At 62.7% G+C, this 13,015-nt stretch carries 12 protein-coding genes and 1 pseudogene; 3 read left to right on the top strand and 10 right to left on the bottom strand.

The window, feature by feature from the left end; translation table 11 throughout:
* The 8 genes and pseudogenes from cheD to AB7M32_RS22100 all read right to left on the bottom strand — a co-directional run.
* Entirely contained in the window at positions 1-498 is a 498-nt protein-coding gene (gene cheD / locus AB7M32_RS22135) for a chemoreceptor glutamine deamidase CheD (RefSeq protein ID WP_092441531.1), read from the bottom strand.
* Positions 495-1,331, bottom strand: coding sequence for a CheR family methyltransferase (locus AB7M32_RS22130; RefSeq protein ID WP_454251364.1), 837 nt, complete (start codon positions 1,329-1,331; stop codon positions 495-497). The genes cheD and AB7M32_RS22130 overlap by 4 nt, the downstream gene beginning before the upstream one ends.
* Complete coding sequence (locus AB7M32_RS22125) at positions 1,328-1,864, bottom strand: chemotaxis protein CheW (protein ID WP_092328091.1); 537 nt, start codon at positions 1,862-1,864, stop codon at positions 1,328-1,330. Before AB7M32_RS22125 ends, AB7M32_RS22130 begins: the two co-directional genes overlap by 4 nt.
* 39 nt (positions 1,865-1,903) lie before the next feature.
* Positions 1,904-3,562, bottom strand: a complete 1,659-nt coding sequence (locus tag AB7M32_RS22120; RefSeq protein WP_454251363.1) for a methyl-accepting chemotaxis protein — start codon at positions 3,560-3,562, stop codon at positions 1,904-1,906.
* Positions 3,563-3,595: 33 nt separating this feature from the next.
* Positions 3,596-5,698: a chemotaxis protein CheA gene (locus AB7M32_RS22115; RefSeq protein ID WP_454251362.1), complete on the bottom strand. Its 2,103-nt coding sequence runs from the start codon at positions 5,696-5,698 to the stop codon at positions 3,596-3,598.
* Positions 5,699-5,726: 28 nt separating this feature from the next.
* Positions 5,727-6,011 (bottom strand): STAS domain-containing protein, encoded by a 285-nt coding sequence (locus AB7M32_RS22110; protein ID WP_106270002.1) that lies wholly within the window; start codon positions 6,009-6,011, stop codon positions 5,727-5,729.
* Positions 6,012-6,026: 15 nt separating this feature from the next.
* Complete coding sequence (locus AB7M32_RS22105) at positions 6,027-6,395, bottom strand: response regulator (protein WP_003203044.1); 369 nt, start codon at positions 6,393-6,395, stop codon at positions 6,027-6,029.
* A gap of 11 nt (positions 6,396-6,406) precedes the next feature.
* A pseudogene (locus AB7M32_RS22100) lies at positions 6,407-7,351 on the bottom strand (methyl-accepting chemotaxis protein); the annotation flags it as partial.
* 590 nt (positions 7,352-7,941) lie between these two features.
* Between AB7M32_RS22100 and AB7M32_RS22095 the strand changes: the two are divergent.
* Both AB7M32_RS22095 and AB7M32_RS22090 read left to right on the top strand, forming a co-directional pair.
* Complete coding sequence (locus AB7M32_RS22095; protein ID WP_454251361.1) at positions 7,942-9,288, top strand: MATE family efflux transporter; 1,347 nt, start codon at positions 7,942-7,944, stop codon at positions 9,286-9,288.
* A gap of 199 nt (positions 9,289-9,487) precedes the next feature.
* The gene (locus AB7M32_RS22090) at positions 9,488-10,156 is read left to right on the top strand and encodes an HAD family hydrolase (protein WP_454251360.1); all 669 of its coding nucleotides are present in this window, start codon (positions 9,488-9,490) and stop codon (positions 10,154-10,156) included.
* 195 nt (positions 10,157-10,351) lie between these two features.
* Here AB7M32_RS22090 and ppnN read toward each other — a convergent pair whose 3' ends face one another.
* A complete protein-coding gene (gene ppnN, locus AB7M32_RS22085; protein ID WP_072406633.1) occupies positions 10,352-11,725 on the bottom strand; it encodes a nucleotide 5'-monophosphate nucleosidase PpnN in 1,374 nt (457 codons plus the stop codon).
* A 216-nt stretch (positions 11,726-11,941) separates the two neighbouring features.
* Here ppnN and AB7M32_RS22080 point away from each other — a divergent pair, with 216 nt between their 5' ends.
* Entirely contained in the window at positions 11,942-12,475 is a 534-nt protein-coding gene (locus AB7M32_RS22080; protein WP_072406632.1) for a DUF3087 family protein, read from the top strand.
* A 4-nt stretch (positions 12,476-12,479) separates the two neighbouring features.
* Here the strand turns inward: AB7M32_RS22080 and AB7M32_RS22075 are convergent, their stop codons facing one another.
* Complete coding sequence (locus tag AB7M32_RS22075; protein WP_454251359.1) at positions 12,480-12,950, bottom strand: arsenate reductase ArsC; 471 nt, start codon at positions 12,948-12,950, stop codon at positions 12,480-12,482.
* Positions 12,951-13,015: the final 65 nt, after the last annotated feature.

Genomic DNA, 13,015 nt, shown 5'->3' with positions numbered 1-13,015 from the left:
TCAGTGCCGGGTCCTTATGGGTTGGTGCCTGACCCACACATCGCCACTGCACAGGTCGAAGATGATGCTGCGGTGGCCGGTGCTGCCCATGTCCTGGGCGATCAGGTCGAGGCGATAGAGGGCGGCCATTTCCAGCGCGGCGTTGACGTTCAGTCGCGCCACATCGCCGTAGGGCACATGGCGTTGCAGCTCGGGGAACATCTCCCCGCCGCCGAACAGCTTGAGTTGGTAGTCCTCGGGGTCGGTGTGGTGCGCCCGGGCCTGACGGATGAACAGTTCGATGGCTTCGTCGGCATAGAGGCCGTTCAGTGCGGTGGAGCAGCGCACTCGACTGGGCAGCATGAAGTGGCACATGGCGCCGATCCTGCGTTCGGGGTGCCACAGCGTGATCGCCACGCAAGAGCCAAGGATCGTGCGCAGGCGGGTCGGGCAAGTGGCGAAGCGAAACTCCCCTGGCGCCAGGTACTCCTCGGCTACTGCTCTGATGGCGGCGTTCATGGTTTGCGGTAAATCGAGGGCGCCACCAGTTTCAACGCATCGGATACACCGTTGAGACTCTCCGAGTGGCTGACGATGAAATACCCGCCGGGCTTGAGTCGGGGGATCAAGCGAGCGACCACTTTGCTTTTGGTGGGTTGGTCGAAATAGATCATGACGTTGCGCAGGAAGATCACATCGAACTCCCCCAGCTCCGGCAGGGTGTCGTTGAGGTTGACCTGGATGAAGTTGACCCGGTTGCGCAACGCCCGGTCGATGAGGAACGTGCCTTGTTGGCTGCCGGTGCCCTTGAGGCAATATTTCACCAGCAGCGGCTGGGGCAGGGTGCGGGCGCGTTCCATCGGGTAATGCCCGGAGCGTGCCTTGGCCAGCACCTGGCTGCTGATGTCCGAACCGATCACTTCCCAGGGTGTGGTGCCCAGCCCTTCGGCCAGGGTCATGGCCAGGCTATAGGGTTCTTCCCCGGAAGAGCTGGCCGCGCTCCACAGGCGGAAGGTCTTGCCCGGCGTTGCGTGGGGCAGTACGTGTTGGCGCAGGAAGTCGAAATGTTTGGGCTCGCGGAAAAAGTAGGTCTCGTTGGTCGTCAGCAGGTCCAGCGCCACTTGTAATTCATCGGTGCGCTGGCCGTTCATGATCAGCTTGAAATACTCGCCGTAGCTGTCCAGCCCATAGTGCTTGAGGCGCTTGAACAGACGCCCGGCCACCAGGGCTTTCTTGGCCTCGGACAGGTTGATACCGGCGGCCTGGTACAGCCAGGACTGGAACTGGCCGAACTCTCGGTCACTGAGCGCCAGCGCGCTCGCCGTGCGTTCCTTGCAGCTATCGGCGTTCACGGGGCATCCACTTCCAGCGCGTTCGGGCTGGTTTCGGCGAGTTGGGACATTTCGTCGATGGACAACACGCGGTCCACCTCCAGCACGATGACGAACTTGCCATCGACCTTGGCCATGCCACTGATGAAATCGGCCCGGATCTTCGCGCCGAAGCTCGGTGGCGGCTCGATCTGCGAGGCCGGGATTTCCAGCACCGCCGACACCGTGTCCACCAGCAGGCCAATGTCCTGGGCCTGGCCGTCGGCGCTCGACGCCTCGATGATCACCACGCACGAGCGCCGGCTGATCGCCGAATTCGGCCGGCCGAAACGGGCCGACAGGTCGACGACCGGCACGACGGCACCGCGCAGGTTGATCACCCCGCGCACGAAGGTCGGCATCATCGGCACCACGGTCAGGTTGCCGTATTCGATGATTTCCTTGATGCACAGGATGCCGATGGCAAACATCTCCGTGCCGAGCATGAACGTCAGGTATTGCGCTTCTTCCTCGACCGCGATGGCGGTTTGACGTGTGGTCGCGATGGCGCCCATTGCTTTTTCTCCTTTAAGCAAGCCTGTGGAACCGGGCCATCAGAACCGGGTGAATTCCGATTCGTCCGGGGCGCTGGCCATGTTGTAGGCAAACGCCTTGGGCATGATCGGTGCCGGTGCCCGCGTCGGTTTGCGGCCGGAGGAGCCTGGGGTGTTATCGACCCTGGCAACTTGCACAGCAGACTTGGGCGGCGTGTCCAGGGTGAAGAAGCTCATGGCCTGTTGCAGCTGTTCGGCCTGGCTGCTCATTTCCTCGGCGGTGGCGGCCAGCTCTTCGCTGCTGGAGGCGTTCTGTTGGGTCACCTGGTTGAGCTGGGTCATGGCGGTGTTGATTTGCGCCACACCGGCGGCCTGTTCTTCAGAGGCGGCGCTGATTTCCTGCACCAGGTCCGAGGTCTTGTTGATCGAGGGGACCATCTCGTTGAGCAGGTTCCCAGCTTTTTCCGCCATATCGACGCTGCTGGAAGATAGCTCGCCGATTTCCTGGGCAGCCACCTGGCTGCGCTCGGCCAGCTTGCGCACCTCGGCGGCGACCACGGCGAAGCCTTTGCCGTGTTCACCGGCGCGGGCTGCCTCGATGGCGGCGTTGAGCGCCAGCAGGTTGGTCTGGTAGGCGATGTCGTCGATGATGCTGATGCGCTGGGCGATTTTCTTCATCGCCACCACGGTCTGCTGCACCGATTCGCCGCCGTCGGTGGCTTCCTTGGCGGCTTTGCTGGCCATGCCATCGGTGACCTTGGCGTTCTCGGTGTTCTGGTTGATGCTGGCACTCATCTGCTCGATGGACGCACTGGTTTCCTCGACACTGGCCGCCTGCTCGCTGGTGGCCTGGCTCATCGATTGCGCGGTGGCGCTGACTTCTTCGGAAGCACTGGCCAGGTTGTCCGCAGCGTTACGCACTTCGCCAATGATGTGCGAGAGCTTGCCGATCATGTTCTGCATGGCGTTGAGCACCATGCCGGTTTCGTCCTTGGAGCCGCCTTCGATTTTTGCGTTCAGGTTGCCTTCGGCCAATTGCTCTGCGACGGTCGCGGCCTGTTTCAAGGGGCGGGAGATGATGCGCGAGATGAACAGCGCCAGGCCCAGGCCTACCAGCAGGGCGGCAATCAGCGCGACGATGATCGACAGGCGCGATTTTTCAAACAGCGCTGCGCCACGCTCGCTGGCGGCGCCAGCGCCGACGTCATTGAGTTCCACCAGTTTTTGCAGGTCGTTGACCACTAGATCGAATTGACGCTTGGATTCGCCCTTGAGCAGGGCATGGGCTTGCTCGGTCAGGTTTTGCCGAGACAGCGCAAGCAGGTCCTTGCTGACGGCGAGGTAAGCGGCCCAGTCATTGCGGGTGGTTTCGAACAGCTGGCGATCTTCCGCGTTGGAGAGCAGTTTTTCATAGGTCGCCATGCGGGTTTCAAAACCCTTCCTGGCTTCTTCCGCTTCTTGTTCGACGGCGAGGCGTTCCTGTTCGGAATCGGCGGTAATGTGGCGGTTTTCCTTGAGGCGATAGTTTGCCCCGTAGAAACGCATGCCCGAGGCCGCGCGCATGGACGGCATCCAGTTTTCCCGGATCTCGACGGTGGTGCTGTTCACCTCGCCCAGTTGGATGATCGCGAACACCCCCATGACGGCGGTCAGGGCCAGCACCACAAGAAATGAAGTGATCAGTTTGGTGGCGATTCTAAGATCGTAGAACCATTTCATTGGGAAGTACCTCTCCATGGAATTGCTAAAGCGTCAGCGAGCGTTGGCTTGTTGTAATTGAGTCGGGGTGTAGCGGTTTTCTGTCTGGGCGATCTGAGTGAGCAGCGCCGGTACGTCGAGAATCAACGCCACGGCGCCACTGCCCAGGATGGTCGAGCCACTGATGCCGCGAAGGGCACCAAACAGCTTGCCCAGCGGTTTGATCACGGTCTGGAATTCACCCAGCAAGTCATCCACCACCAACCCGGCCTTGAGTTCGGCGTAGCGCACCACCACCACGTTCTGCCGACGCGCGGCCGGGCCTTCGTGGCTGAAGTGATCGCGCAGGTAGACCAGGGGCAGCACCTCGCCGCGCAGGTCGAGGTAGCCTTGCTCGCGGCTGGCGAGCCCATCGTCTTCGCTCAGCTCGATGCATTCCTGGACCATGTCCAGCGGTATCACATAGGTCGACTGACCGATGCTCACCAGGAAGCCATTGATGATCGCCAGGGTCAGCGGCAGGCGGATGCGCACCACGGTGCCCTTGCCGGGCTGGCTGTCCAGGTCCACGGTGCCGCGCAGCAGGGTGATGTTGCGCTTGACCACATCCATGCCCACGCCACGCCCCGAAAGGTTGGTCACGGCCTGGGCTGTGGAGAAGCCGGGTTCGAAAATCAGGTTGTAGATTTCCTGGTCGGTGGGGCTGGCACCTGGCTGCACCAGGCCACGTTCCTGGGCTTTTTCCAGGATCCGGTCACGGTTCAGGCCGGCGCCGTCGTCGGCGATTTCCAGCACGATGCTGCCGGAGTCGTGATACGCGTTGAGGTGCAAGTGCCCCTTGACCGGTTTGCCGGCTGCCAGCCGGGCCTCGGCGGTTTCGATGCCGTGGTCCATGGCGTTGCGCAGCAGGTGCATGAGCGGGTCGCCGATTTTTTCCACCACGGTCTTGTCCAGCTCGGTCTCCGCGCCGCTGATGATCAGGTCGATGTCCTTGCCCAGCTCCTGGCTGACATCGCGCACCACCCGACGGAAGCGGTTGAAGGTTTCGCCAATGGGGATCATGCGCAGGCGCAGGGCACCGTCGAGAATTTCTTCGACCAGCCCGGAGACCGACGAGGTGGCTTCCTGCAACGGGTCGTTGTGGCAGGTGCGGGCCAGCAGGCTGGCACCGGCGCTGGCAATGACCAGTTCGCCCACCAGGTTGATCAACTCGTCGAGCTTGTCGGCGTTGACCCGTACGTAGGTGCCGTCCTTGGCCTTGCTGTCGCTGGTCACCGCTTGTTTGTCGGTGGCGATCTGGGCGGGCATGCGCGGTGTCTTGCGCTGGTCGGACAGCAACTCGCCGGTGGCGACCAACGCGGTGGTTTCTTCGGCCGGTTCCGGTGATGTGGTCACCAGGCCGGTGTTGGCCGGGGGCGCGATGTCGTCATCGTGGGCAACGATCTCGACCTCGCAGTCTTCCCGGACGAAATCGAACACTTCGTTGATCGCCCCGTGGCTGGCGGCCGAGCGAAACTCGATGTCGAAGCCCAGGTAACAGGACTCGGCGTCCCAGGCATCGGCGGCGGGCAGGGCGTCGGTCAGGGTGGTGATGTCGACGATTTCACCCAGGGTTTGCAGGTAGCGCAGGAACGACAGCGGGTCCATGCCGTTGCGAAACACCTCCTGGCCGAAGCGCAGGGAAAGGTGCCAGAGGCGCGTTTCGCCGGGTTCGCGGGTTTCGGTTTCCTGCGCAGGCTTGGGGGCCGTGGCCTGCGAGGGCGCCTGGTACTCTTGCAGGATCTGGCACAGCTCCACTTCCCGTTGCAGGGCCGGCGGCGGCAGCGATGCGCCCTGGTTGGCGGCCACGTTGACCAGTTCCAGCATGTGGTCGCTGGACTTGAGCAACACCGCAATCAGGCCGGCGTCCACCTCGACGCTGCCATTGCGCAGGCGGTCGAGCACGTCTTCGACGATGTGGGTGAAGCTGACGATCGGTTCCAGGCCAAACAGGCCGGCCGAACCCTTGATCGTGTGGGCCGCTCGGAAGATCGCGCCGATGGCGTCATCGTCGCCGGGGTCGGTTTCCAGTTGCAGCAGCGACTCTTCCATCGCCTGCAACTGTTCCCGTGCCTCGACGATGAAGGTCTGTTGTGCCTGATCGAGATTGATGCTCACGCTCATTTCCTTTGTCGTGTCCGACGTCCTAGGCAACCAGGTTGCACAGGGCAAGTGTCTCCGTGACGGCCTGGCTTTGGCCGGTGAGGGTCAGTTGGGTCCCGGCCCGGGAGGCCTCGCGCTGCACCATCAGCAGCAGTTGCAGGCCAGCGCCGTCCATCTCGGTGATCTGCGACAGATCAAGGGCCATTCGTGGCGTTGCCCCCAGGTGCGGCAGCCACTGCGCGGCCAGCTCCGCCGCGGTGTAGATCGTCAGCTCGCCGTCGATGTGCACCTGGGCAGTGTCATCCTGTGTTTCGTAGTGCAACGGCATTGGAGCCTCCAGCTATCAAGGAAGAATCAGCTTGGATACCGCCGCCAGCATCTGCGCCGGCTGGAACGGCTTGACCACCCAGGCCTTGGCCCCGGCGGCCTGGCCTTCCTGTTTCTTCGATTCCTGGGATTCGGTGGTGAGCATGATGATCGGCGTGAACTTGTAGCTGGCCAGCTTCTTGACCTCCTTGACGAAGGTGATGCCGTCCATGTTGGGCATGTTCACGTCACTGATGATCAGATGCACTTTCTGGCCGTTGAGCTTGCCCAGCGCGTCCTTGCCATCGCTGGCTTCGATCACGTCATAGCCGGCACTTTTCAACGCGATGCCGACCACCTGCCGAACGCTCGCGGAGTCGTCGACAACCAATACACTTTTAGCCATGAGTGGCTCTCCTAAAAGAAGGTAATTTCCTGTGAACTCTGTTGCGCGCTCGAGTCGCCGTGGTGATTGCGGCGTTGCTCGTCGGTGGCGTAGGTGGTTTCCATGCGTGCCAGCCATTGGCGGGCATCGATGGAGACGGCCTGGTCGGGCGACTGACTGGCCTGCTGCAGATGCACATGCAGGTCCTCTATGTTGTCGCGCACGTGGCTGAGGATCTGGCTGACTCGATCCTGGAACTGCAGGCTGACCAGTACCTCGGTGAGTTCATCGCGAATGCCGAAGCTTTCCCGTTGCAGCATGTCGGCCGAGTCGGCCAGTCGGCCGGTGACACTCTTGAAGCGCTCCAGCACCTGCTGGATGCTTTGCTCGGAGGCACTGACCGAATGGCTGTCCTGGTCCGCGCCGCTGGAGGCGGCATGCACCAGTTGGGTGATGGCGGTGTTGATGATGTCGACCTTGGCCGACATCTGCTGGCCGGTCTCGCTGGACTTGCTCGAGAGGCTGCGCACGGCGTCGGCCACCACCGCAAACCCACGCCCGGCCTCGCCGGCACGGGCGGCTTCGATGGCGGCGTTGAGGGCCAGCAGGTTGGTCTGCGCGGCAATCGCCGCGACGTCGGCGGCCATGGTCCGCAGCTCGCCGGTATAGGCTGTCAGGTTGCGCACCTGGGCCAGGGTTTCGTCGCGGCTGGCCTGGGTGGCCTTCAGGGAATCGATGACCTTGACCAGTTCACCTTCGCTTTGGGCCAGCACCTGCACGGCGCCGCCACTGCTGCTGCCGGCCAGTTCACCGGCGGCCAATTGCGAGGCTTGCACGGTGTCTTCCAGGCGTGACGAAATGCCGGTGAAGCGGCTGGTCAGGGAGACGATCGCAGTCTCGGTCTGCTGCCGGGAGCTTTCGACCTGCTTGGCCCAGATCGGCATGGCACCGAGGATGACGTCGTTGAGTTGTGCGTGGGTTTTATGGGCCAGATGCTCGCTGCCTTGCAGGTCGTGGCTGGCCATGGCGGCGGTGAGGGCGCTGTCGAACTGCTGGCGTTGCGAACGCGCACCCCATACGCCAGCACCGACGCCCAAGACCAGGATCGCCACACTCAAACCGATGTTTTGCCCACTCGCGCCATTGAGCGCCAGCACGCCAATGCCCGCGACAACGGCCACCAGCACGGCACTCCAGAGAATGCGTGGTTGTGATTGGGAAAGGGAATGACCGTGAGAATACGACGTCATGGTTCGGTCCTTGAACAGTGGTGCTAACAGGTTATTTGCGAATAACTGGTTATCTGCAAAGCCGGTACGGTCTTGAGGACCAGTCGTCCGATTTCGACAAAAATAATGGCACAGTGCTATCTGAGAATAGACGAGATTGGGAAATTGTCGAGATGGCCTGACCTGTGGAATCCCCGGGCGAGAGCGCTTGCTCCGGCTGGGGCGTGGGGCGAGCCTGGTATTGGCACGCCACGAAAACGGACATCTTCTGAAACAGAATCCATGGATTGAGCTAAATTACCCCGCATTGGATTTTCGAACCTGCCATCAGAGTCCCCATGCCGACCCAGCCTCTCTGGAAAACCTATTTCCTGTTCCTGATCCCCATGGTCCTGTCCAACTTCCTGCAGTCCATGTCCGGCACGTTCAACAGCATCTACATCGGCCAGATGCTCGGCACCCAGGCATTGGCGTCGGTGTCGGGCATGTTTCCCATCGTGTTTTTCTTTATCGCTTTGGTGATCGGCCTGGGCGCAGGGGCGGGGGTGTTGATCGGGCAGGCCTACGGCGCCGGCGAAACCGGCACGGTGAAGGCGATTGCCGGTTCGACCTTGTTGCTGGGGGCGATCATTGGCCTGGTGGCGGCGGTGCTTGGCAGTGTCTTTGCGCGTCAGGCGTTGCAAGGGCTCGGCACGCCGGTCGATGTGCTGGAGGACGCCGTTTCCTATGCCCGGGTCATGCTGTGGATCCTGCCGATGCTGCTGGTGTTCGTGCTGTTCACCCAGTTGCTGCGCGGGGTGAGCGATACGGTGTCACCGATGTTGGCGCTGCTGGTGTCCACCAGTGTCGGGCTGCTGCTCACGCCAGCGTTGATCCGTGGCTGGCTGGGGTTGCCGCAGATGGGCATCCAGAGCGCGGCATGGGCGGGGCTGGCGGGGACGACGTCGGCGATGCTGATGCTGGCGTGGCGCCTGCGTCGCCGCGAGCATGCCCTGGCGCCGGACCGTGCGTTGTTCGCGGCGATGCGCCTGGACAGGGACCTCCTTGGCAAGGTGCTGCGCATCGGCTTGCCCACGGGGTTGCAGATGGTGGTGATCTCGTTGTCGGAGTTGGTGATCCTGGCCCTGGTCAATCGCCACGGCTCCCAGGCCACGGCGGCCTACGGCGCGGTGACGCAGATCGTCAACTACGTGCAGTTTCCGGCGCTGTCGATTGCCATCACCGCCTCGATCCTCGGCGCCCAGGCCATCGGTGCCGGCCGCCTGGAACGCCTGGGGCCGATCCTGCGTATGGGGCTTGCATTCAACCTCTGGCTCACCGGTGGGCTGGTGCTCCTGGGTTATCTGTTGTCCCACTGGCTGCTGGGGCTGTTCATCACTGACCCGGCGGCCCGGATCCAGGCCGAACACTTGCTGCATATCATGCTCTGGAGCTTGCTGGTGTTCGGCTTCCAGGCGATCGTCGGCGGCATCATGCGCGCCAGCGGCACGGTGCTGGTGCCGGTCGCCATCTCGATTTTCTGCATCGTCGCCGTGCAAGTGCCGGCCGCGTATCTGCTGGACGCGCACTTCGGGTTGCAAGGGGTGTGGATGGCGTTCCCGGTGGCTTACTTGAGCATGCTGTTGTTGCAGACGCTGTATTACAAGTTGGTCTGGCAGCATCAGCCGATCGAGCGGTTGGTGTAATCAATCCACCACCGGCCCTTGTGGGAGCGAGCTTGCTCGCGATGGCGTCGGCACACTCGGCATCGATGCAGGCTGGTCCACCGCTATCGCGAGCAAGCTCGCTCCCACAAGGGTTCGGCGCCTGGCGATGTTACAGTGGCCGTCACCCGTCACCCGTCACCCGTCACCCGTCACCCATCACGCCGCCACCGAGGATCCGATGCCAGCCAGCCCTCCACCCAACCTTGCCTACCGCGCCTTCCTCTTTGACATGGACGGCACACTGCTCAATTCCATTGCCGCCACCGAGCGAATCTGGACACGCTGGGCCCTGCGCCATGGCTTGGACGTGGCGACGTTCCTGCCGACCATCCATGGCGTGCGCGCCATCGACACCGTCACCCGCCAGCACCTGCCAGGGGTCGATGCCCAGGCAGAGGCCGAGCAGCTTACCCGGGAAGAAATCGAAGACGTCGAGGGGGTGGTGCAAGTGCCCGGTGCGCTGGCGTTTCTGAAAAGCCTGCCGCCAGAGCGATGGGCAATCGTCACCTCAGCGCCCATGGCATTGGCCTTGCGGCGTATGGAAGCGGCGGGGATCCCCCGTCCCGGCGTGATGGTCACTGCCGAGGACGTGAGCGACGGCAAGCCCAACCCCAGTTGCTATCGCCTGGCGGCCGAACGCCTGCAGGTGACGCCCCAGGAGTGTCTGGTGTTTGAAGACGCCGAGGCCGGTATTCGAGCAGGCGAGGCCGCCGGGGCCGATGTGATGGTGGTGACGGCAACGCACACGCACCCCGTGGTCACCCTTCATCCGCAGATCAAGGATTACCTTGGGCTAGGCATTGAGGTGGATGAGGCCGGCCTGATGCGACTGCCTTCGATTCTATGATCGCCGCAGAACACCTGTGGGAGCGAGCTTGCTCGCGATAGCGGTGGTTCAGCCTGCATCAGTGCTGAATGTACCGGCGCCATCGCGAGCAAGCTCGCTCCCACAGTGTTTGAGTCGTTCACAGGCATTGCAGCCACCACAAATCCCCCTGTGGGAGCAAGCTCTCCCACATTGGATCTGTGGTCCTCAGAGTGGTCAGGTCACCACGCGATAACACGGCACATACGCCGCGCCGCCCGGCAGTTTCATGCGGTGTTGGGCGACGAAGGCTTGGAGCAGGCGGTCGAGGGGTTCCATGATGGCGGCGTCGCCGTGGATCTCGTAAGGGCCGTGCTCTTCGATCAGGCGGATGCCCTTGTCCTTGACGTTACCGGCCACGATCCCCGAGAACGCCCGGCGCAGGTTGGCGGCCAGTTCGTGGGCGGGCAGGTCACGGCTCAGGCCCAGGCTGGCCATGTTGGCGTGAGTCGGGTCGAACGGACGCTGGAAGCCCTCGTCGATCTTCAGCAGCCAGTTGAAGTGGAAGGCGTCATTGCGCTCGCGGCGGAACTGCTTGACCTCCTTGAGCCCCTGGGTCATCTGCCGGGCCACTTCGGCCGGGTCGTCGATGATGATCTGGTAGTGCTTCTGCGCGGCCTCGCCCAGGGTCGCACCGACGAACGCATGCAACTGGTCGAGGTACGGCGCGGCGCTTTTCGGCCCGGTGAGCACGACGGGGAAGGGCAGGTCCTGGTTGGCCGGGTGCATCAGGATGCCCAGCAGGTACAGGAACTCTTCCGCCGTACCGGCGCCGCCCGGGAAGATGATGATGCCGTGGCCGACGCGCACGAAGGCTTCCAGGCGTTTCTCGATGTCCGGCAGGATCACCAGCTCATTGACGATCGGGTTCGGCGCCTCGGCGGCGATGATCCCCGGCTCCGTCAGGCCCAGGTAACGGCCACCGTGGATGCGCTGCTTGGCGTGGGCAATGGTGGCGCCTTTCATCGGGCCTTTCATCACGCCCGGACCGCAGCCGGTGCAGATGTCCAGGCTGCGCAGGCCCAATTCGTGGCCGACTTTCTTGGTGTATTTGTATTCTTCGGTGTTGATCGAGTGACCGCCCCAGCACACAACGATTTTCGGCTCCACGCCAGGACGCAGGGTGCGGGCGTTGCGCAGCAGGTGGAAGACGTAGTCGCTGATGCCCTGGGACGAGCTGAGGTCGATGCGCTGGCTGTCCAGTTCGTTCTCGGTGTAGACGATGTCGCGCAGGGCACTGAAGAGCATTTCCCGGGTGCTGGCGATCATTTCGCCGTCGACGAACGCATCGGCTGGCGCGTTCAGCAGCTCCAGGCGTACGCCGCGGTCCTGCTGGTGAATGCGGATCTCGAAATCCTTGTAGGCTTCCAGGATGGTCTTGGCGTTATCGACATGGGCGCCGGTATTGAGAATGGCCAGGGCGCACTGGCGAAAGAGGGCATAGATACTGCCGGAACCGGCTTCGCTCAGTTGCTGGACTTCGCGCTGGGACAAGGTCTCCAGGCTGCCCTTGGGGCTTACCGAGGCGTTGATTACATGTCTTTGAGTCATTCAGCTTTCCTTGAAAACGATGCCATGCACACAACGACGGCATCTTGAAAAAAACGTCCACGCCGAAAGATCGCACGATCCTTGCGCTATCGCCATGGACTTCGATCCGGCCCGGCGAGTCGGCGGCCATACAAAATGAGCCCCAGCATAGCTAAATCGACCGGGCAGGCGATAATGCGTGACTCTTTTGATGCCGTACAAGGAAATTGCGCCGCGATGTTCGAGATCAAACCGTGGGATGGCGACACCTACCGCAGGCAGACCCGCCGCAGCACCCTGATCATCGCGGTGGTGTTCCTGGCCCTGGCGATGCTGCTGTCCAGCCTGGCCGTGATGCTGTTGGGTACACCGGGAGGTGATAACTTTCGCTTCAACCTTGGCGGGGTGATTGTCGCAGTGTTGGCGATGGCCGTGCTGATGCGCCAGTATTTTTGGTCGCAGCCGTGGATGGCCGCCGCGGTATACGGCTGGCAGCTCAAGCGCAGCCTGATGAAAATCACCAACGTGATGCACCAGGTGACGGCCGGTGTGCAGGCCCAGGACCCCACCGCCATGAAGCTGCTGCGCTTCTATCACCTGGGACTGGCCCAGATGCATCAGCTGGACGCCAACTCCAGCGCCCAGGGCTCACTGGCGCGCGAAGCCGACGCGCACCTGGCAAACATGCAGGCGCTGGGCCTGGACACCGAACAGTCGCGCCTGGACCCAAGCTGGATCGAGACGGTGAAGCAGGCGTATAGCGCCGGTTGAGCGGTCAGAGGGTGCCGATGCGGTCCAGCTCGGCTTTCAGGGCCTGGGCGTCCAATTGGTCGAAGGGCAGGGCGAAGAAGGCCCGGCAGCGGGCTTCGATGCGGTCCAGCGTGTTGTGAAACGCCTGGCCGACCTGATCATCGCTGCCTTTGACCTCCGACGGGTCCGCCAGGCCCCAGTGGCTCTTGAGCGCCGGGCCGAAATACACCGGGCAGGCCTCGTTGGCGGCGTTGTCGCACACCGTGATCACGATGTCTGGCGGGCTGCTTTCGAAAGCGTCGTTGCCCTTGCTGCGCAAGCCTTTGATACCGATACCGGCCTCCTGCAAGGTGCTCAGGCTGCGCGGCAGCACTTGACCCTTGGGAAAGCTGCCGGCGCTGACGGCTTCGAACCCGGCCGGGGCCAGATGGTTGAACATCGCTTCGCTGAGAATGCTGCGACAGCTGTTGGCGGTGCACATGAAGAGGACTTTCATCGATTCGGCTCCGATAGGCGCGGGGGTGGGCTGCGCTGGAGTATATGTGGGTAATCGAATATATG

Source organism: Pseudomonas sp. R151218B TE3479 (assembly GCF_053629195.1).
This window is presented reverse-complemented; position numbering and strand designations above follow the sequence as displayed.